The following is a 20,188-nucleotide window of genomic DNA, read 5'->3' on the forward strand; positions in this document are numbered from 1 at the left end:
CTGGGGAGGTTGATGTCGTGGTTCGTCTGGCTGCTGTTGCTGGCCTGTGTGCCGGCCCATGCGGCGAAGAGCGTGCTGTTCCTGAGCGCACCGCCACTGCAGGCCGGGAAGTACCAGAGGATGGTCGACCTGGCCAGGGAGCAGGGGCTCGTCATGGAGTACCGCTTCGTCAACCAGCCGGGCGCCGCGCTGACTGTTGATGAACTGGCGAAGCACGACCTGCTGGTCATCGATGCCCCCTACGGCGCGGCCCTCGGCGCCGCCCAGCGAGTCCTCTCGCCATTGTTGCCGCAGGTGCGCAAACCCTGGCTGTGGATCAGGTCGGATGGAGCCGAGGCGCGCGGGATCGCCGCGGCGGTGACCACGCACTTGTACCAGTACTATCACCATGGCGGCCCGGCCAACTTCGCCGGATTCTTCTGCCAGCTCAATCGCGAGGTGTTTGACCAGCGCGGGTCGGACTGCGCGGAGCCCGTGCGCTATCCGGAGTCGGGCGTCTATCACCCGGACTATTCCGGACGGATATTCGCCGATGTCGCGGACTACCTGCGCTGGAAGGGAGTCGATGCGGATGCGCCGCCGCCGATGGTCGCGGTGCTGTTCCACAAGAGCTACCTGGATTCCGGCCTGACCGGATTCATCGATGACACGCTGCGGCGGGTCGAGCAGTCCGGCGCGCTGCCCCTGGCGTTCTACGTGCCGGCCATGGCCAACGGCGAAATCACCCGGATGCTGTCGCCGCATGGCAAGCCGCTGGAAGGCGTGCTGATCAACACCCAGATCATGCTCAACGGCGAAGGGCGCAAGGCCGAGTTCGAGCGCCTGGGCCTGCCGGTGCTGCAGGCCATGCCCTACCGCAAGGGCGAGCAGGCGGACTGGGAGGCCGATCCGGTGGTGCTGGAGGCCCAGGACATCCCGTTCTACCTGGCGCAGCCGGAGTATGCCGGCGTGGTCGATCCGCTGATCACCGCCTACACCCGCGAAGCCGATGGCGACATCGTCGGCATCGACCGGCAGATGCGCGGGCTGGTGGGCAAGGCGCTGGCGCTGATCCACCTGCAGCGGACGGCGAACGCCGAGAAGAAGGTGGCGGTGTTCTATTACAACTACCCGCCGGGGGAGAAGAATCTCGGCGCGTCCTTCCTCAACGTTCCGCGCAGCCTGGAAACCCTGCTGGCGGCATTCCAGAAGCAGGGATACAAGGTCGAGACCCGCGACGAGCAGGCGCTGATCGAGCAGCTGTCGGCCCTGCTCGCGCCGTACTACCGCGATGGCGCGCTGCCGGACCTGCTAGCCCGCGACTTGGCCGAGCGGCTGCCGCTGGAGCGCTACAAGGCCTGGTTCGCCGGTTTGCCGGAAGAGCTGCAGCACTCGATCGAGCAGCGCTGGGGGCCGCCGGAGAAGTCCGGGCTGCTGGTCCGCGAGGGCGGCAAGGCCTGGCTCGCCGTGCCGCGCCTGCGCCTGGGCAATGTCGTCCTGCTGCCGCAACCGCCGCGTGGCGAGCGCCTGGACGACCGGGAAAAGGCCCTGTACCACGACACCAGGGTTCCGCCTTCGCACAGCTACCTGGCCACCTACCTGTGGGCCCGGGAGTCGGCCGCCAGCGACGCGCTGGTGCACCTGGGCACCCATGGCACCTACGAGTGGCAGCCCGGCAAGGAGCGCGGCCTGTCGGTGCACGACTATCCCTACCTGGTGGTGGGCGACATGCCGGTCATCTATCCCTACATCGTCGACAACATCGGCGAAGCGCTGCAGGTCAAGCGCCGCGGGCGCGGCGTGACCATCAGCCATGCCACGCCGACCTTCTCGCCGGCCGGGCTGCATGGTGAGATCAACCAGCTCCACGACCTGCTGCACCAGTGGCTGAACATGAGCGAAGGCGAGGTGCGCAACAAGAGCGCCGAGCAGATCCGCAGCCTCGCGGACGGCCTGAACGTCGGCAAGGACATGGGCTGGGACGCCGCCGCCGTCGCCAGGGATTTCCCGGCGTTCGTCGATGCCCTCCATGTGCATCTGCATGAGCTGGCGCTCTATCAGCAGCCGCTGGGCCTGGCCACCTTCGGGCGTGCGGCGGACGAGGACCTGCGCCTGTTCACCGTGATGCAGATGCTCGGCAAGCCGCTGCTGGCCGCCCTCCATCCGCAGGACCCGGAAGAGCAACTGGCCGGGGACTACCAGCGCCTCAAGCAGACCGACGTCTGGCAATGGCTGGACCGGCATGTCCGCCAGCAACAACCGGTGACGGCGGACGCCACCCTGCAGGAGCTGCAGCAGAAGGGTCGCGCCTACTGGCTGGCGCTGACCGGCAAGCGAGAGCTGGAGGGCTTCTTCACCGCCCTTAACGGCCGCCACGTCGCCACCTCCTACGGCGGCGACCCGATCAAGAACCCCGACAGCCTGCCGACCGGGCGCAATCTCTACGGTTTCGACCCGTCCCGCATTCCCACCCCGCAGGCGTGGGAGGCCGGTCGCGAGGCCGCCGAGAAGCTGATCGCGCAGTACCGCGAGGAACATGGCGCATTCCCGGACAAGCTGGCGTTTTCCCTGTGGTCGGTGGAGACCATGCGCCACTACGGCGTACTGGAGGCGCAGGTGCTGGCGGTGATGGGCTTCAAGCCGAAATGGGACGCCGGTGGCCGGGTGATCGGCATCGAGACGATTCCGTCCGCCGAACTGCAGCGGCCGCGCGTGGATGCGGTGGTCTCGGTGACCGGCCTGTACCGCGATCATTTCCCCAATGTCATGAAGTGGCTGGCCGAGGCGGCGCGCCAGGGCAGCGAGCTGGACGAGGCCGACAACGCCATCGCCGCGAACAGCCGGGCGGTGGAGCAGGCGCTGCTGGCCAGGGGCATGAGCGCCAGCGACGCAGCGGATGCCGCGCGGACGCGGATCTATTCCTCCGAGTCGGGCGCCTACGGCACGGGACTGAGCGACGCCACCCTGGCCTCGGACACCTGGGGCGAGACGGCGGCCGGCGGCCAGTCGCGCAGCGAAGGCGAGAGCAAGCTGGCCAGCCTCTACCTGGAGCGCATGCAGTTCGCCTACGGCCCGGATTCCGCCAGGTGGGGGACGAAGAGTTCGGTCAATGCCTACGCCGAACATCTCAAGGGCGTGCAGGGCGCGGTGCTGTCGCGCTCGTCGAACCTCTACGGGATGCTCACCACCGACGATCCGTTCCAGTACCTCGGCGGCATCGGCCTGGCCGTGCGGCACCTGAGCGGCAAGTCGCCCGAGCTGTTCATTTCCAACCTGCGCGACACCGACAACCCGCGCAGCGAAACCGCCGCCGGCTTCCTCGCCAAGGACCTGCGCGCCCGCTATTTCCATCCCGGCTGGATCAGGCAGATGCAGCAGGAGGGCTACAGCGGCGCGCTGGAAATCCTCGATACCGCCAACAACCTGTGGGGCTGGCAGGTGACCGCGCCGGAAACCGTGCGCAACGACCAGTGGGACGAGTTCAAGGCGGTGTATGTCGACGACAAGTACCAGCTCGGCATGCAGGAGTGGTTCGAGAAGAACCACCCGCAGGCCCAGGCGCAGATCATCGAACGCATGCTGGAGGCGGCGCGCAAGGAATACTGGTCGGCGGATGCCCGGACCCTGGAGCAACTGGCGCAGCGCTGGCAGGAGCTGGCCGAGAAGCACGGCGCGAGCAGCGAGAACAACAAGTTCCTCGAATTCGTCGAAAAGGCCGCCGCCGGCTACGGACTGCAATCGCCCGCCGCGCAAGCGGACGCGGCGCCGGCCGAGCAACCCGAGGCTGCGCCGCAGAGCGAGGCGGACACGCAGCAGGTGAGCGGGATGCGTATGGAGAAACAGGCGAGCGACGTCGACCCGACCGTGGACTGGTCCATGTTGCCGGTGCTGGCGCTGATGCTCGCCTCCCTGTTGTTCGGCCTGTGGCGGCAAGCCGCCCGCAGCGCCTGCTATCGCTGAAGTCCAGGAGTCATTCATGCAGTTCTACATCGAGTCCATGCTCTACAACGCCAGCCAGCTGTTCATGTTTCCGGTGCTGCTGGCGGTGTTCCTGCTGTTCCTCTACGCCTTTTTCGCGCTCGGCTGCTTCCTCTGGCAGGCCCGCCAGCGCAGGAGCGGCGATCCACGCGGCTTCGACCTGCTCGCCAGTTGGCGAACGGACCCGCAGATGAGCGCCGAGGCCCTGGAAACCCTGGCGTTCAAGCGCCTGGAAACCCCGCGCATCGTCACCCGCGTGACGCCCATGCTCGGTCTGGTGGCGACCATGATCCCGATGGGCCCCGCCCTGAAGTCCCTGGCCGGCGGCCAACTGGCCGAGGTCAGTGACAACCTCACGGTGGCTTTCTCCGCGGTGATCCTGGCATTGGTCGCCGCCTCGCTGACCTACTGGGTGGTCAACGTGCGTCGCCGCTGGTACGCCGAGGAACTGGTGCAGATCGAGCGCGACAGGGCCAGCAACAGCGCATCCGGCGGACGCGCCGCCTGGGATGCGGCGATCCACGACCTGGCCAGGGAGCATGAGTGATGGGCCTGAAGCTGCTGGAAGACGCGGAAGCCGACGACCCGATCCTCTCGGTGGTCAACCTGATCGACGTGTTCCTGGTGATCATCGCCGCGCTGCTGCTGGCGGTGGCGAACAATCCGGTCAACCCCTTCAGCCACGACGATGTCACGGTGATCACCAATCCGGGCAAGCCGGACATGCAGATCATGATCAAGCAAGGGCAGAAGCTGGAGCACTACAAGGCCAACGGCGACATCGGCCAGGGCGAGGGCGCCAAGGCCGGGGTCGCGTATCGGCTCAAGGATGGCTCGATGGTCTACGTGCCGGAATAGCCCGGACCATCGTTGTCCTGCCGCCCGTCATGGGGCGGCAGAGGAGCAGGCATGAACGAATACCGCAGGCAGGAGGAGGGCGTGGCGCCCGACAGGTTGAAGAGTCGCACTCCACGCCGCCACATTCCCAGCCACATATTGCTGGGTGAAGCGAAGGAACTGGTCATCGAACACGAGGGTGTCGAATACGTGCTGCGCCTGACCCGGCAGAACAAGCTGATTCTGACGAAGTGATCTGCATCGCCGGAGCCATGAAAAAAGGCGCTTTTTGTAGGAGCGAGCTCTGCTCGCGAACATCGGCCCGACAAAAGCTTCGCGAGCAGAGCTCGCTCAAGATCAAGACCGCGCTTCAGTCGGCCGTAGGAGCAACTGAGTGGCTGGGCCAGAACTCGCGTAGGTTGGTGCTGAACGCAGTGAAGCCCAACGATGGCGATGTTGGGCTTCGCGTTGCTCAGCGCCAACCTACGGTGAGCATTGCAGCCCGTAGGGGCCATGCCCGCGAAAGGCGGGTATTACTCCGCCAGCCCCAACACCTTGAGCAGGAACGCATACTCCAACGCCACGTCCTTCAGCCCCTGGTAGCGCCCGCTCATGCCTCCGTGGCCGGCGCCGAGGTCGGTCTTGAGCAGCAGCAGGTTGTCGTCGGTCTTGCTCGCGCGCAGTTTCGCCACCCACTTGGCCGCTTCCCAGTACTGCACGCGGCTGTCGTTGTAGCCGGCCACCACCAGCAGCGCCGGGTAATCCTGGGCGGAGACGTTCTCGTAGGGCGCGTAGCCTCTGATCCGCGCATACACCTCCGGCTCCTGCGGGTTGCCCCATTCGTCGTACTCGGTGACGGTGAGTGGCAGGTCGGGGTTGAGCATGGTGTTCAGCACGTCGACGAACGGCACTTCGGCGATGGCCGCGGCGAACAGTCGGGGACGCTGGTTGAGCACCGCGCCGATCAGCAGGCCGCCGGCGCTGCCGCCGCTGATGGCGAGCTGCGCCGGAGTGCTGTAGCCCTCGGCGCAGAGGTGCTCGGCGCAGGCGATGAAGTCGCCGAAGGTGTTCTCCTTGTGTTCCAGCTTGCCGGCGCGATACCAGGCCTCGCCCAGTTCGCCGCCGCCGCGCACGTGGGCGATGGCGAAGACGAAGCCGCGCTCCAGCAGGCTCAGGCGCGCGTGGGAGAACCACGGGTCGAGACTTTCGCCATAGGCGCCGTAGCCGTACAGGTAGAGCGGGGCGGGCTGGCCGTTGGCGATGGCGTCCAGCACCTCGCGGCGGGCCACCAGGCTGATCGGCACTTGCATGCCGTCCGCCGCCTGCGCCCAGAGGCGTCGGCTGAGGTAGGCGTCGGCGTCGAACGGGCCTTCCACCGGGGTTTCCTTCAGGACTTTCTGCTCGCCGCTGGCCAGGTCGAGCTGGCGGATCTGCGCCGGACGGTTCAGCGCCTCGTAGCGCAGGCGGGTCACCGGGCTGTCGAATTCCAGGTTGTCCTGCACGTACAGGTTGTAGGCCGCGTCCGGCAGTTCGACGCGGTGTGGCTCCAGACCCTGGGGATGCACCTCGACGATCGGCAGGCCGCCTTCGCGCAGGCTGAGGATGTAGGCGCCGGCGCCCAGGCTGACGCCTTCCAGCATCACCTCGTCGCGGTGCGCGATCAGTGGCTGCCAGTGTTCGCGGGTCGGCTGCTGCTCGCTGGTGTGGAACAGGGCGAAATTGATGCCGGTCTGGTTGCTGCGCATGAACCAGGTCCACTCGCCGTCGAGGCGGCCGTGGTCCGGGTAGTACTCGTGGCCTTCCTCGCGGGTTGCCAGGCAGCGGAACTCGCCCTGCGGCGCGTCGGCGTCGAGGGTCCAGGCCTCGCAGGTGGTCTTGCTGTTGAGCAGGAGGATCAACTGGCGCTCGGAGCTGGAGCGGTAGCAGTGCAGGAAGAAGCGGCCGTCGGTCTCCTCGAACACCTGCTCGGCGCCCTCGTCGCCGAGGCGATGGCGGTACAGCTTGTGCGGGCGGTGGGTGTCGTCGAGTTCGCCGAAGAACAGTGTGCGGTTGTCGTTGGCCCAGGTCATGCTGCCGTCGCAGTCTTCGAAGGGCAGGGCGCGCACTTCGTCGCTGGCGAGGTCCTTGACGTAGAGCTGGTAGATCTCGTCGCCGCTGGTGTCGAGGCTGTAGGCGAGCAGCGAATGGTCCGGGCTGACGCTGAAGGCGCCGAGCGACAGGTAGCCGCCGTCGGCCAGCGCATTGGGATCGAGCAGCAGCTGCTCGGCGGCGTTGTCCACCGTCAGCGAACCGTCCGCCGGACGCGGGCAGCGGTAGTGGCGCGGGTATTCGTCGCCGGCGGTGGTGCGCTGGTAGTACAGCCACGGGCCCCACGGCGTCGGCAGGGACAGGTCGGTCTCGCGGATGCGCCCCTTGATCTCCTCGAACAGTTGCTCGCGCAGGGTGGCCTGCCCGGCCAGCTGTTCTTCCAGGTAGGCGTTCTCCGCCTTGAGGTAGTCGAGCACGTCGTCGGCGTCGCGGTTTTCCAGCCAGGCGTAGGGATCGGCGGCGGCTTCGCGGCGGGCGATGGGGGGCTGATGGGCGGACATGCGCTCTCCTGGCTGGCGGCGGGGACGCTGGCTGCGCACCCCGGGGGAAAAGGAGCTATCATAAGCGCCCCTTCGCCGCCATCGCACGCACGCGCATGAACGAACACGATTATATGCTCGCCTGGGGCGCCTACCTGGTCGCCGGCTTCGGGCTGCTGCTGGTCTGCTTCCTGGCGACCGGCTGGATGTGGCGCTGGCTGCGCGAATCGCTGCGAATCATCGCGCTGGTCCTGCTGTTCACCCCCACTCCGGTGGACCCGGCGAACAACCTCTACGCGCCGGCCATCGCCATCACCGCCATGGACATCCTGTTCAAGATCGGCAACAACGCCTGGCGCGCGGTTTCCGACATGGCGCTGATCATGGTCCTCGCCTTCATCGTCTACCTGGTGTTCGCCGGCATCCGCTGGTCCATCGAGCGGGCCAGGAAGAAGAGCCAGCGCCAGGCCGAAGCGGCCGACGAGCCGACCCTGCGGCAACTGATGCAGCCGTCGCTGATGCCGGATGTGGATACCCGCACCGACGAAGGCGGCGAGCGCCGCATGCGCATCGAGCCGCGCCTCTGATCGACATAGACAGACCTTGCTACCCGCCGGACGGGCGTCCAGCATTGCCATGGATGCCCGCGCCAAACGCTGCCTGAGGAGAACCGAGCCATGTGCGAACTGCTCGGCATGAGTGCAAACGTACCCACCGATATCGTCTTCAGCTTCACCGGCCTGATGCAGCGCGGCGGCGGCACCGGCCCGCATCGCGACGGCTGGGGCATCGCCTTCTACGAAGGGCGCGGCGTGCGGCTGTTCCAGGACCCGCGGGCGAGCATCGATTCGGAAGTGGCGCGGCTGGTGCAGAACTATCCGATCAAGAGCGAAACGGTGATCGGCCACATCCGCCAGGCCAACGTCGGCAAGGTCTGCCTGTCCAACACCCATCCCTTCGTGCGTGAACTCGGCGGGCGCTACTGGACCTTCGCGCACAACGGCCAACTGGCGGATTTCCACCCCGAGCCCGGCTGGTACCGGCCGGTGGGCGACACCGACAGCGAGGCGGCCTTCTGCGACCTGCTCAACCGCGTGCGCCAGGCCTTCCCCGAGCCGGTGCCGGTGGAGGTGCTGCTGCCGACTCTGGTCCGCGCCTGCGACGCCTACCGGCAGAAGGGCGTGTTCAACTGCCTGCTCAGCGATGGCGACTGGCTGTTCACCTTCTGCACCAGCAAGCTGGCCTGGATCACCCGCCGCGCGCCGTTCGGCCCTGCGCGGCTGAGGGATGCCGACCTGACGGTGGACTTCCAGGCGGAAACCACGCCGGACGACGTGGTCACGGTGATCGCCACCGAACCGCTGACCGACAACGAGGACTGGAATCTGCAGCAGAGTGGCGAATGGATGCTGTGGTGGCGCGGTGAGATCGTCGACCAGGGCAGGGTTTGAGACCTGTTCCGCATAAATCACCGCAAAATCGACATGAATCCCATTCACCGACTTGCCAGTCCGCGACCTTCGGACCAGCCTGAAATCATTCTTCGTGCCTGTGCATGACGCCCGTATTCCCTCCGGACCCAGGGAGGGCGCGAAGGCAACCGAACGATCGGGTGAAGAGCCATGCTGCGCAGCTACATTCGTCTGGCCATGTTCGCACTGGGATTGCTGGTAGCGGTACAGGTGCCGGGCTTCATTCATGACTATCAATTGCGGGTGGACGCCCATCGCGTCGAGGCCGGGAAGGCCCTGGACGGTTTCAGGGAGACCGCGACGCGATTCTTCGACGGCGACCTGAACGCACTGCTGGCGCACTACCGCGGCAGCGCCGACCCGGTGTTCCAGCGCGACGCGGACAGCGTGGAAGTGCTGATACGCCGGGCGAAACTGTTCGACACCGAATGGAAGGTCCTGCAGGCCCCCTGGTATGCGCGGGCCTGGCACATTCTGCTGCGGCCGAACAACGAGCTGCTGCAGGAAACCCTGGACAAGTACGACTACCGCCTGACGCTCACGCCCGAGTCGATTGCCTGGGGGCTTTGTGGCGGCCTGCTGGCGGCCTGGACCGGCGAGATGCTGCTGTTGCTGGCCGGAGCCCTGGCCGGGCTTGGCGGCTATCGCCGGGCGGCGCGGCGGCACTGGGGGTGAGTGCCCGGCGTTGAGGCTGGCTGTGCTCGTGAAGTCTTTGCGGCGCCGGTGTTCGCGAGCAGAGCTCGCTCCTACAGGCCGCAATGCCCACCGTAGGTTGGCGCTGAGCAACGCGAAGCCCAACATCGCCATCGTTGGGCTTCACTGCGTTCAGCACCAACCTACGCGGGTTATGGCCCAGCCACCCAGCCATATAGTTACGTAGGATGCAAGACAGTTGCTCCTACATAAGTCCCGGCTGACCCTCGGCATTCAGCAGCAATCCCTGTTCCCGCGCACACAGTTCCAGCAGGAAATCCCACACCAGCCGCAGGCGACCGCTGCGGTGCAGCTCCAGGAAGAAGCGCAGGTCGTTCCAGTCGAACATGGCGGGTCCATCGCTGTTAGAAAACAAACAATAGCTGACCCGAAACGTACGTTTTTTTATCGCCTGCGCGCTACTAGTCTCTAGCCGCATAACAAGAACGAGGCTTCTGGCAATGGATTCCTACGACTACCTCATCGTCGGCGCAGGCCCCGCTGGCTGCCTGCTGGCCAACCGGCTCTCCGCCGATCCCGCCAACCGGGTGCTGCTGCTGGAAGCGGGCGGACCGGACAACTACCCGTGGATTCACATCCCCGTCGGCTACCTCTACTGCATCGGCAACCCGCGCACCGACTGGTGTTTCGACACCGAATCCGTGCCCGGCCTGGCCGGCCGCTCGCTGAAGTACCCGCGCGGCAAGGTGCTCGGCGGCTGCTCGTCGATCAACGGCATGATCTACATGCGCGGCCAGGCCCGCGACTACGACGGCTGGGCCGCCGAGGGCAATCCCGGCTGGGGCTGGAACGACCTGCTGCCGTTGTTCCTGAAAATGGAGGACCACTTCTCCGGCGGCAACGCCCTGCATGGCGCCGGCGGCGAATGGCGGGTGGAACGCCAGAGGCTGTCCTGGGCGATCCTCGATGCCTTCCGCGAGGCCGCCGCGCAGACCGGCATCGCGACCGTCGAAGACTTCAACGGCGGCGACAACGAAGGCTGCGGCTACTTCCAGGTCAATCAGCGCGGCGGCGTGCGCTGGAATGCCTCGAAAGCCTTCCTGCGCCCTGTCGCCAAACGGCCGAACCTCACCGTGCTGACCGGCGTCGAGGCGCAGCGGCTGATCCTCGAAGACGGCCGCGCCAGGGGACTGGTGGTGGACTGGCGGGGAGGCCGGCGCGAACTGCGTGCCCGTCGCGAGGTGATCCTGTGCGCCGGCGCCATCGGCTCGCCGGCCATCCTGCAGCGCTCCGGCATCGGTCCGCGCGCGCTGCTGGAACGCCTGGGCATCGGCGTGCGCCACGAGCTCGCCGGAGTCGGCGGCAATCTGCAGGACCACCTGCAACTGCGCCTGATCTATCGCATCAGCGGCGCGCCCTCGCTGAACCAGATCGCCTCCAGCCTGTGGGGCAAGCTGGGCATGGGGCTGGAATACCTGCTCAAGCGCAGCGGGCCGCTATCCATGGCGCCAAGCCAGTTGGGCGCGTTCGCCCGGTCCGATCCGTCGCAGCCGTCCGCCAACCTCGAATACCACGTGCAGCCGCTCTCGCTGGAGCGCTTCGGCGAGCCGCTGCACGACTTCCCGGCGTTCACCGCCTCGGTCTGCGACCTGCGCCCGCAAAGCCGCGGCACCGTACAGATCCGCTCTGCCGATCCGCGCGACAAGCCGCTGATCCAGCCCAACTACCTGAGCCATCCCGAGGACCTGCGGGTCGCCGCCGACGCCATTCGCCTGACCCGGCGCATCGCCGCCGCCCCGGCACTGGCGCGTTTCCGCCCGGAGGAATTCAAGCCGGGACCGGACTATCGCAGCGAGGAAGACCTGCAGCGCGCCGCCGCGCAGATCGGCACCACCATCTTCCACCCGGCCGGCACCTGCCGCATGGGGCAGGGCATGGATGCAGTGGTCGACAGCCGCCTGCGCGTGCACGGGATTCCTGGCCTGCGCATCGCCGACGCCTCGATCATGCCGAACCTGACTTCCGGCAACAGTTGCTCGCCGGTGCTGGTGATCGCGGAAAAGGCGGCGCAGATGATCCTTGCCGATGCCGCCGGCCAGGGCGAAAGCATCGCCACGAGCGGACGGCCGCTCGAACAGACTGTCGCGCCGTGAAACCACGGCTGGCGTGCAACGGGTGTCGTGCGATCCACGCAATGATCCATCGAAAAGCGCCGGCCCGCAGTGCGCGGGCCGTCGTCACGCTTACCAGCCCAGTTGCTTGTGCAGGCCGAGGGCGTCGTAGTAGTCGCCCTGGTAGACGATCTTGCCGTCCTTGATCTTGATGAAGCTGACCCCGTCGAACGACAGCGGTTTGTTGGTCGCCGGGGTCTTCGGGTCCCAGTCGCCGGTGTTGGTGCCGCTGAAGTTCCACTGGAAGGAGATGCCGTCCTCGCCGACGATGGGCTCGCCGGTCATCTTCCACTTCAGGTCCGGCACGGCGCCGACGAACACCTTGATCACGTTGTCGCGCGCGGCTTCGCGGCCCTTCTGCGGGGTGCCGACGGTGACGTCGAAATACTCCGCATCATCGGCGAGGTAGCCGGCTGCCTTGTCGGCATCGTGGGCGTTCCATGCCGCCATGTAGTCGTCGACGATCTGTTTTGGCGAGTCTGCCGCCTGGGCCAGGCCGGCGAGGGTGAACAGCGACAGCAGGTAGAACGCTCTGACGAGGTGACGCATGCTTGCCTCCGTTGCGGGCGTGCCCGCGGGTTGTCGGCCGGACGGCCGGATGGGGCGGCGCCACGGCGGGCGTGGCGCCGGTTGAGTCATGCCAGCTCGTCCACTGCGCGCCAGGCTTCGTCGATGGCAGCATGGGCATAGGCGTCCCAGGCCGCGTCGGAGTTGGCGATGGTGACATTGCCGACTTTAGTGCGGGCCAGGTTCATCAGTTTTTCGCTTTCTTCCTCATCATCGAAGAGGCTGTTGGCGAAGTACGAATAGCCGTGGGACCAGCGGTTGACGGTGATCGCCAGGATGTCCTTCCGGTGGTCGAAGCCAGCCGGGCCGAGCATGGCCTGCAACTGCTCGTGGATGGCGCTTTCCAGTTGCTCGAAGGTCAGGGCGTAGAGCCTGGCGCGGCCGGCGCGGGCCTGGCCGCGGGCGTCCATGCCGCTGTTGGGGCTGGTGGGCACGTGGACCATGTGCAGGCCGATGGGCTGGTTCGGATCGCGCGGATGAGTGTAGCCGCCGATGTCCACCGGATAGTCGAGCTTGACCCGGCTGTAGGGCTGCGACGGCGCATAGATCTCGTGCACGCCGAGCTTGAGGAACGGCTGCCAGTTGCGGATCACCACCTTGGTGTACACCAGCGGGAACTTCACGTTCTGCGCCAGCGCGTGGGACTGCTCGGCGGACAGGTCGCGCAGCAGGTAGGGGATCATCATGTTGTAGCAGGCCAGCACGCAGTGCCTGCCGCGCACGCGGTGCAGCCGGCCGGTGCGGCTGTAGCCGACATCGACGCCGCCGTCGCGGTTCTTCACGCTCACCACGGTGCTGTTCAGGCGCAGGCGTACCTTGCTGGCGGGGACGTCCAGCTTCGCGTAGTCGAACGGCGCGAGGACGATGTCGTTCATGTCCTTGCCGGGCGCCACGCCCGGAATCAGGCCGCGCACCAGCAGGCGCGCCAGCGAGGCGTTGCCGTCGGGGAAGTGGTAGATGTACGGCTCTTCCATTTCCGCCCGGGCTTCGTCGCTGATCGGCTTCAGGTCCATCGCCGCGAAGCCGGGGAAACCCACCTGGTAGGCGGCGTCGGCGGCCACCGCGTCGATGCTCAGGGCGGAGAAGTCGTTGGTGCGGCTGAGGAAGTAGCGCGTCGCCGCCGGGCTCAGGCCGACGTCCCTGAGCAGGAAGTCCTGGTAGCTGGTCTTCTCCAGGTACGCCTGCTTCTCTGCGCGGGTCTTGCCGGCGAGGTAGTCGCGGGGCGCTTCGTGGAGGTCGATCAGCGCGGCGCGGTCGGCCTCCGGCAGCGGGAAGTCGTTGATGAACGCGCGCCAGGAGCGGGCATTGAGTTTTTCCGGGGCGATGTCGTCGGCCACCATCGGCGTCGGGTCGCCGCTGACCAGCTTGTCCTCGCCGAAACCGGCCTTGTCGAAGAACACCCCGCGCGACAGGCCGAGGTCCGGATAGAAATTGCGGTCGAAGGCCGTCTCGAAGCGGTCCACATCGACGTTGAGCTGCTTGAGCAGGCCGTTGACCGTGTCGCTGTACAGGTGCTTCGGCGACTGGAAGGCTTCGCTGCCGCCGTAGCCGATGATCATCCGGCCGCCGGCCTCGAACTCGTTGCGCTTGGCGTGGCCGCCGAAGTCGTCGTGGTTCTCGACGATCAGGATGCGCGCCTGCGGATGCTTCTCGCGGTAGAACCAGGCGGCCGCCAGCCCGCTGATGCCGCCGCCGACCACCACCAGGTCGTACTCTTCCTCCACCTGCAGGCCGTCAGTGTCGAATGTCTTCTTCTCCCAGCCCATCTGGTGCGCCACCTCGAAGGCGCCCGGATGGCTGCCGCGTAGGCCGGTGAGGGCGGGCGGGTAGTAACGTCCGCCGGGGGCGGCGCGGAGGATCTGCATCGGCGTAAGGCCGGCGGCGATGGTGAGGGCTACGCCGTTGAGGAAGTCGCGGCGGGTGACGGTCATGGTGGAATCCTTGCACGCTGAGGGTTCGGGGCGGGAACCTGTTGTTGTATTGCCCTTCGTTCCAGCGAAGGGAGGCGGCATGCGTGGCCGCAATGGCGGTCCCGGTCGAGCGGGACACCGTTTGCTTAGGTATAGCTGTGCAACAAGCGAGCGAGCTAGAGCAGGACAAGGCGGAAACAAGAACGGGCCCAGGAGTTTACGAGCGGTAAATGACTGGGCCCGTTCTTGTTGACAACGCAGTACTGCCGACGCGCAGCCGTTTGTTTAGTGCTTGAACATCACGTGGCGGACCAGGGTGTAATCCTCCAGGCCATACATGGACATGTCCTTGCCATAGCCCGAGTGCTTGGTGCCGCCGTGCGGCATCTCGCTGACCAGCATGAAGTGGGTGTTCACCCAGGTGCAGCCGTACTGCAGGCGCGCGGCCAGGCGGTGGGCGCGGCCGATGTCGCTGGTCCACACCGAGGAGGCCAGGCCGTAGTCGGAGTCGTTGGCGAAGGACAGCGCCTGCGCTTCGTCGTCGAACTCGGTGACGGTGACCACCGGGCCGAAGATTTCGCGGCGGACCACTTCGTCGTCCTGGCGGGCGCCGGCCAGGACGGTCGGCTCGAAGAAGAAGCCCGCACGGTCGGCGCGCTTGCCGCCGGTGACCACTTCGATGTGCGGCACCTGGCGGGCGCGCTCGACGAAGCCGATCACGCGCTCCAGATGCTGCTCGGTGATGACCGGGCCGAGTTCGGTCTGCGGATCGTCCTGCTCGCCGTACTTGATGCTGGCGACCGCTTCGCCGAGCTTCTGCACGAACTTGGCGTAGATGCCCTTCTGCGCGTAGATGCGGCAGGCGGCGGTGCAGTCCTGGCCGGCGTTGTAGAAGCCGAAGGTGCGGATGCCTTCCACGGCGGCGTCGATGTCGGCGTCGTCGAAGATGATCACCGGGGCCTTGCCGCCCAGTTCCATGTGCATGCGCTTAACGGTGTCGGCGGTGCCGGAGATGATGCGGCTGCCGGTGGCGACCGAGCCGGTGAGGGAGACCATGCGCACTTTCGGGTGGGTGGTCAGCGGCTCGCCAACGGTCGGGCCACGGCCGAAGACCATGTTCACCACGCCGGCCGGGAAGATGCCGGCGATAAGCTCGGCCAGACGCAGGGCGGTCAGCGGCGTCTGCTCGGATGGCTTGAGCACCACGGTGTTACCGGCGGCCAGCGCCGGACCGAGTTTCCACGCCACCATCATCAGCGGGTAGTTCCACGGCGCGATGGAGGCGACCACGCCCACCGGGTCGCGGCGAATCATCGAGGTGTGGCCCGGCAGGTATTCACCGGCGGCGGAACCCTGCAGGCAGCGGCTGGCGCCGGCGAAGAAGCGGAACACGTCGGCGATGGCCGGCAGCTCGTCATTCAGCGCGGCGGCGTAGGGCTTGCCGCAGTTGTTCGATTCCAGGCGGGCCAGCTCTTCGGCGTTGGCGTCGATGGCGTCGGCCAGCTTGAGCAGCAACAGGGAACGGTCTTTCGGCGCGGTCTGCGACCAGCTGTCGAAGGCGGCATCGGCGGCCTGGACGGCGGCGTCGACCTGGGCGGCGGTGGCTTCGGCGATTTCCACCAGGGTGGTGCCCAGCGAGGGGTTCAGGACGGCGAGTTTCTCGCCTTCGCCGGCGACCAGTTGGCCGTTGATCAGCAGTTTGGTTTGCATGGGGAGGTCCTCTATTTCAGGGGTGAGGTGCAAATTCGCATCGTTTCTTGCTTGGCAGGCCTGCCGGAGAGGGGGCCTGGGGGGTTCTGTTGTTTCAGTGCCGTGCGGCCCTCACCCCAGCCCTCTCCCAAGGGGAGAGGGGGCAGTCCGCTGCACGGTCATCCCCTCTCCCTCCGGGAGAGGGTTAGGGTGAGGGGGCCGCACGGCACCCAAGTCACTTCCCGCTCCCCGCCACGCCCTCGCCACCCTTGGTCAGGTAGTAGGCGCCGAGGATCGGCAGCATGGTCACGAGCATCACCAGCATGGCGACCACGTTGGTCACCGGCACGTCGCGCGGGCGGCTGAGCTGGTTGAGCAGCCAGATCGGCAGGGTGCGTTCGTGGCCGGCGGTGAAGGTGGTGACGATGATCTCGTCGAACGACAGGGCGAACGCCAGCATGCCGCCGGCCAGCAGCGCCGAGCCGAGGTTCGGCAGGATCACGTGGCGGAAGGTCTGCCAGCCGTCGGCGCCGAGGTCCATCGAGGCTTCGATCAGACTGTGCGAGGTGCGGCGGAAGCGCGCGATCACGTTGTTGTAGACGATCACCACGCAGAAGGTCGCGTGGCCGATGACGATGGTCAGCATCCCCGGCTCGATGCCGAGGGTCTTGAACGCCGAGAGCAGCGCGATGCCTGTGATGATGCCGGGCAGGGCGATCGGCAGGATCAGCATCAGCGAGATGCCTTCCTTGCCGAAGAAGTCCCGGCGGTACAGCGCGGCGGCGGCCAGCGTGCCGAGGATCATGGCGATCAGCGTGGCGATGCACGCCACCTGCGCCGACAGCTTGATCGCTTCGAGCACGTCCGGACGGGCGAAGGCGATGCTGAACCACTTCAGGGTGAAGCCCTGCGGCGGGAAGCTGAACGCCGCGTCCTCGGTGTTGAAGGCGTACATGAAGATGATCAGGATCGGGAAGTGCAGGAACACCAGCCCGCCCCAGGCCGCCAGTTTCAGGCCCCAGGAACTTTTCTCAGAGTGCATCGAAGGCCCCCAGACGTTTCACGACGGACAGGTAGATGGCGATCAGCACGATCGGCACCAGGGTGAAGGCGGCGGCCATCGGCATGTTGCCGATCGCGCCCTGCTGGGCGTAGACCATGCTGCCGATGTAGTAGCCCGGCGGGCCGACCAGTTGCGGGACGATGAAGTCGCCGAGGGTCAGCGAGAAGGTGAAGATCGAGCCGGCGGCGATGCCCGGGATCGACAGCGGCAGGATCACCTGCATGAACGTCTGCCGCGGGTGCGCGCCAAGGTCGGCGGAGGCCTGCAGCAGCGACGGCGGCAGGCGCTCCAGGGCGGCCTGGATCGGCAGGATCATGAACGGCAGCCAGATGTAGACGAACACCAGGAAGCGCCCCAGGTGCGAGGTCGACAGGGTGTTGCCGCCCACGCCCGGCATGCCCAGCAGCAGGTTCAGCACGGGTTCCAGCCCCAGCTTCTGGACGAACCACATGGCCACGCCGCCTTTCGCCAGCAGCAGGGTCCAGGCGTAGGCCTTGACGATGTAGCTGGCCCACATCGGCATCATCACCGCGATGTAGAAGAACGCCTTGGTCTTGCCCGTGGTGTAGCGCGCCATGTAGTAGGCGATCGGGAAGGCCAGCGCGCCGGCGGCGATGGACACGGCGACGGCCATGGCCACGGTGCGCAGGATGATGTCGTAGTTGGCCGGGTTGAGCAGGGCGGCGAAGTTGGCCCAGGTCAGGTCCGGCGTCACCGTCATGGTGAAGTCGTCGAAGGTGTAGAAGCCTTGCCACAGCAGGGTCAGCAGCGAGCCCAGGTAGATCGCGCCGAACCACAGCAGCGGCGGCACCAGCAGCAGCGAGAGGTACAGCGTCGGCTTGCGGTAGAGCAGGTTGGACAGGCTGCGCAGCGGGCCGCTTGCTGCCTGCGGCCGTTCGGCCTTGAGTGTCAGTTCCATCTCAGGCGTCCTCGCGCAGGGCCACCATGGCTTCGCGTGCCCAGCGGGCGGTGACGCGCTGGCCCGTCTGGTGGGCGCTGCCGGTTTCGGTCCACTGGCTGTTGGCCTGGCTCACGCAGAAGTTCTGGCCGTTGTCGAGGCGGATCTCGTAGCGGGTCGCCGCGCCCTGGTACTGGATGTCGTGCAGCAGGCCGCTGATCTCCACGTCCGAGGCATTGCGCTCGCCGTTGGCGAAGCGGATGTGCTCGGGGCGGATGGAGAACGGCTGTGCGCTGCCGCTGACCTGCGCCGCCAGGTCGCCGCGCAGCACGTTGGAGGTGCCGACGAACTCCGCCACGAACGGCGTGGCCGGCTTCATGTACAGGTTGCGCGGGGTGTCGACCTGCTCGATGCGGCCCTTGTTGAACACCGCCACGCGGTCGGACATGGACAGCGCTTCGCTCTGGTCATGGGTGACGAAGATGAAGGTGATGCCAAGCTGGCGCTGCAGCTTCTTCAGCTCGCTCTGCATCTGTTCGCGCAGCTTGAGATCGAGGGCGCCGAGTGGTTCGTCGAGCAGCAGCACGCGCGGACGATTGACCAGAGCACGGGCCAGGGCGACGCGCTGACGCTGGCCGCCGGACAGCTGCGCCGGCTTGCGCGAGCCGTAGCCGCCGAGGGCGACCATGCCGAGGGCTTCCTCGGCGCGGGCCAGGCGCTCGGCCTTGGCAATGCCTTTCACTTTCAGGCCGTAGGCGACGTTCTCCAGCACGTTCATGTGCGGGAACAGCGCGTAGTCCTGGAACACGGTGTTGACGTCGCGCTGGTACGGCGGCAGGCCGGCTGCTTCCTCGCCGTGGATGCGGATGGAGCCGGAAGTCGGTTGCTCGAAGCCGGCGATCAGGCGCAGGCAGGTGGTCTTGCCCGAGCCCGACGGGCCGAGCATGGAGAAGAATTCGCCATCCTTGATGTCGATGGACACCCGGTCAACGGCCTTCACCTCGCCGAACTGGCGGGAGACCTGGGTGAACTGAACAGCGGGAGTGGTCATGGGTAACGCTCCAGGGGCGGAAATTCGGCGTGCGAAGGTCCTGCCCGAATAGAAATCGGGTGAAACGAAGAGAGAAGGTCGTTCGGGGAGGCGTAGGGCGGGTGCAACCCGCCATTGCGGGCGTTCCCATTGGCGGGTTGCACCCGCCCTACGGTGTTTACCTGCCGCCCATGATCCCGATGTAATCCTGGGTCCAGCGGCTATAGGGGACAAACTTGCCGCCCTCGGCCTGCGGGGTCTTCCAGAAGGCGATCTTGTCGAACTGCTCGAAACCATTGGTGGCGCAGCCTTCCGCGCCGAGCAGGGTGCTGGCCTTGCAGCCTTCCGGCACCGCCGGCACCGAGCCGAACCAGGCGGCCAGGTCGCCCTGGACCTTCGGCTCCAGCGACCAGTTCATCCACTTGTAGGCGCAGTTCGGGTGCGCGGCCTCGGCGTGCAGCATGGTGGTGTCGGCCCAGCCGGTGACGCCTTCCTTCGGGAACGCGGTGGCGATCGGCTGGCCTTCGGCCTTCAGCGCGTTGGCCTGGTACGGCCAGGCGCTGGAGGCGGCCACGCCTTCGTTCTTGAAGTCGCTCATCTGCACGGTGGTGTCGTGCCAGTAGCGGTGGATCAGGTCGTGCTGCTTGCGCAGCAGTTCGATCACGGCGCCGTACTGTTCTTCGTTCAGCTGATAGGGATCGGTGATGCCTAGTGCCGGCTGGGTCGCCTTCAGGTACAGCGCGGCGTCGGCGATGTAGATCGGGCCGTCGTAGGCCTGCACGCGGCCCTTGTTCGGCTTGCCGTCCGGCAGGTTCTCCGCGTCGAACACCACGGCCCAGCTGTCCGGCGCCTTGGGGAAGACCTTGGTGCTGTACATCAGCACGTTCGGGCCCCACTGGTACGGAGTGCCGTAGTGCTTGCCGTCGACGGTGTGCCAGGCGGCGTTCTGCAGGCGCTCGTCCACGGTCTTCCAGTTCGGGATCAGGGAAACGTCGACCGGCTGCACGCGCTTGCCGTAGATCAGGCGCAGGGAAGCGTCGCCCGATGCGGTCACCAGGTCATAGCCGCCCTTGGCCATCAGGCTGACCATTTCGTCCGAGGTGGCGGCGGTCTTCACGTTGACCTTGCAGCCGGTTTCCTTCTCGAACCCGGTCACCCAGTCGTAGTTCTTGTCGCTGTCGCCGCGTTCGATGTAGCCGGGCCAGGCGACGATGTCGAGGCGGCCTTCGCCGGGGCCGACTTCGGCTGCCTGCACGCCGGCGGAAGCCAGCAGGGCGGTGGTGATGGCGCTGAGCAGAGCGATCTTGCGCATGTTCAGGTTTCCCTTGTTGTTGTCTCTATTGGTGGGGCAGTGATCAATCGAGCAACTGATT

The 20,188-nt window shown here is 66.6% G+C and carries 17 protein-coding genes; 8 read left to right on the plus strand and 9 right to left on the minus strand.

Going from position 1 to position 20,188, the window contains the following annotated elements; all coding sequences use genetic code 11:
* Positions 1 to 12 precede the first annotated feature (12 nt).
* The 4 genes from cobN to hemP are packed head-to-tail and all read left to right on the plus strand — an operon-like array spanning position 13 to position 5,049.
* Positions 13 to 3,939 carry a cobaltochelatase subunit CobN gene (gene cobN / locus JFY56_RS21155; protein ID WP_236032961.1) on the plus strand — a complete coding sequence of 1,309 codons (3,927 nt, stop codon included), beginning with the start codon at positions 13 to 15 and terminating at the stop codon, positions 3,937 to 3,939.
* A gap of 16 nt (positions 3,940 to 3,955) precedes the next feature.
* Positions 3,956 to 4,504, plus strand: coding sequence for a MotA/TolQ/ExbB proton channel family protein (locus JFY56_RS21160; RefSeq protein ID WP_208316118.1), 549 nt, complete (start codon positions 3,956 to 3,958; stop codon positions 4,502 to 4,504).
* Positions 4,505 to 4,509: 5 nt separating this feature from the next.
* Positions 4,510 to 4,815 (plus strand): DUF2149 domain-containing protein, encoded by a 306-nt coding sequence (locus JFY56_RS21165; RefSeq protein ID WP_208316190.1) that lies wholly within the window; start codon positions 4,510 to 4,512, stop codon positions 4,813 to 4,815.
* 51 nt (positions 4,816 to 4,866) lie between these two features.
* Complete coding sequence (gene hemP, locus JFY56_RS21170; RefSeq protein WP_208316119.1) at positions 4,867 to 5,049, plus strand: hemin uptake protein HemP; 183 nt, start codon at positions 4,867 to 4,869, stop codon at positions 5,047 to 5,049.
* Between the two features lie 278 nt (positions 5,050 to 5,327).
* Here hemP and JFY56_RS21175 read toward each other — a convergent pair whose 3' ends face one another.
* Positions 5,328 to 7,382, minus strand: a complete 2,055-nt coding sequence (locus tag JFY56_RS21175) for a S9 family peptidase (RefSeq protein ID WP_208316120.1) — start codon at positions 7,380 to 7,382, stop codon at positions 5,328 to 5,330.
* A gap of 95 nt (positions 7,383 to 7,477) precedes the next feature.
* Here JFY56_RS21175 and JFY56_RS21180 point away from each other — a divergent pair, with 95 nt between their 5' ends.
* The 3 genes from JFY56_RS21180 to JFY56_RS21190 all read left to right on the plus strand — a co-directional run bounded on the left by JFY56_RS21180 (position 7,478) and on the right by JFY56_RS21190 (position 9,508).
* Positions 7,478 to 7,948, plus strand: coding sequence for an MFS transporter (locus tag JFY56_RS21180; protein WP_208316121.1), 471 nt, complete (start codon positions 7,478 to 7,480; stop codon positions 7,946 to 7,948).
* Between the two features lie 90 nt (positions 7,949 to 8,038).
* Positions 8,039 to 8,812, plus strand: a complete 774-nt coding sequence (locus tag JFY56_RS21185; RefSeq protein ID WP_208316122.1) for a class II glutamine amidotransferase — start codon at positions 8,039 to 8,041, stop codon at positions 8,810 to 8,812.
* A gap of 171 nt (positions 8,813 to 8,983) precedes the next feature.
* On the plus strand, positions 8,984 to 9,508 hold the full coding sequence (locus JFY56_RS21190) for a DUF2937 family protein (protein WP_208316123.1): 525 nt from the start codon (positions 8,984 to 8,986) through the stop codon (positions 9,506 to 9,508).
* A 223-nt stretch (positions 9,509 to 9,731) separates the two neighbouring features.
* On the opposite strand, the gene JFY56_RS21195 is transcribed toward JFY56_RS21190, so the two are convergent.
* Positions 9,732 to 9,875 carry a hypothetical protein gene (locus JFY56_RS21195; protein ID WP_408004446.1) on the minus strand — a complete coding sequence of 48 codons (144 nt, stop codon included), beginning with the start codon at positions 9,873 to 9,875 and terminating at the stop codon, positions 9,732 to 9,734.
* Between the two features lie 112 nt (positions 9,876 to 9,987).
* Between JFY56_RS21195 and JFY56_RS21200 the strand changes: the two genes are divergently transcribed.
* Entirely contained in the window at positions 9,988 to 11,640 is a 1,653-nt protein-coding gene (locus JFY56_RS21200) for a GMC family oxidoreductase (protein ID WP_208316124.1), read from the plus strand.
* Between the two features lie 90 nt (positions 11,641 to 11,730).
* On the opposite strand, the gene JFY56_RS21205 is transcribed toward JFY56_RS21200, so the two are convergent.
* The 7 genes from JFY56_RS21205 to ydcS all read right to left on the minus strand — a co-directional run bounded on the left by JFY56_RS21205 (position 11,731) and on the right by ydcS (position 20,127).
* On the minus strand, positions 11,731 to 12,207 hold the full coding sequence (locus JFY56_RS21205) for an ester cyclase (protein WP_208316125.1): 477 nt from the start codon (positions 12,205 to 12,207) through the stop codon (positions 11,731 to 11,733).
* Between the two features lie 86 nt (positions 12,208 to 12,293).
* Positions 12,294 to 14,156: an NAD(P)/FAD-dependent oxidoreductase gene (locus tag JFY56_RS21210; protein WP_208316126.1), complete on the minus strand. Its 1,863-nt coding sequence runs from the start codon at positions 14,154 to 14,156 to the stop codon at positions 12,294 to 12,296.
* A gap of 264 nt (positions 14,157 to 14,420) precedes the next feature.
* Positions 14,421 to 15,845: a gamma-aminobutyraldehyde dehydrogenase gene (locus tag JFY56_RS21215; RefSeq protein WP_208316127.1), complete on the minus strand. Its 1,425-nt coding sequence runs from the start codon at positions 15,843 to 15,845 to the stop codon at positions 14,421 to 14,423.
* Positions 15,846 to 16,059: 214 nt separating this feature from the next.
* Positions 16,060 to 16,866 (minus strand): ABC transporter permease, encoded by an 807-nt coding sequence (locus JFY56_RS21220; protein ID WP_208316128.1) that lies wholly within the window; start codon positions 16,864 to 16,866, stop codon positions 16,060 to 16,062.
* On the minus strand, positions 16,856 to 17,806 hold the full coding sequence (locus JFY56_RS21225) for an ABC transporter permease (protein ID WP_208316129.1): 951 nt from the start codon (positions 17,804 to 17,806) through the stop codon (positions 16,856 to 16,858). Before JFY56_RS21225 ends, JFY56_RS21220 begins: the two co-directional genes overlap by 11 nt.
* 1 nt (position 17,807) lies before the next feature.
* Positions 17,808 to 18,836 carry an ABC transporter ATP-binding protein gene (locus JFY56_RS21230; RefSeq protein ID WP_208316130.1) on the minus strand — a complete coding sequence of 343 codons (1,029 nt, stop codon included), beginning with the start codon at positions 18,834 to 18,836 and terminating at the stop codon, positions 17,808 to 17,810.
* A 157-nt stretch (positions 18,837 to 18,993) separates the two neighbouring features.
* Entirely contained in the window at positions 18,994 to 20,127 is a 1,134-nt protein-coding gene (ydcS, locus tag JFY56_RS21235; RefSeq protein WP_408004447.1) for a putative ABC transporter substrate-binding protein YdcS, read from the minus strand.
* Positions 20,128 to 20,188: the final 61 nt, after the last annotated feature.

Source organism: Pseudomonas schmalbachii (assembly GCF_017589465.1).
Classification (GTDB): Bacteria; Pseudomonadota; Gammaproteobacteria; order Pseudomonadales; family Pseudomonadaceae; genus Pseudomonas; species Pseudomonas schmalbachii.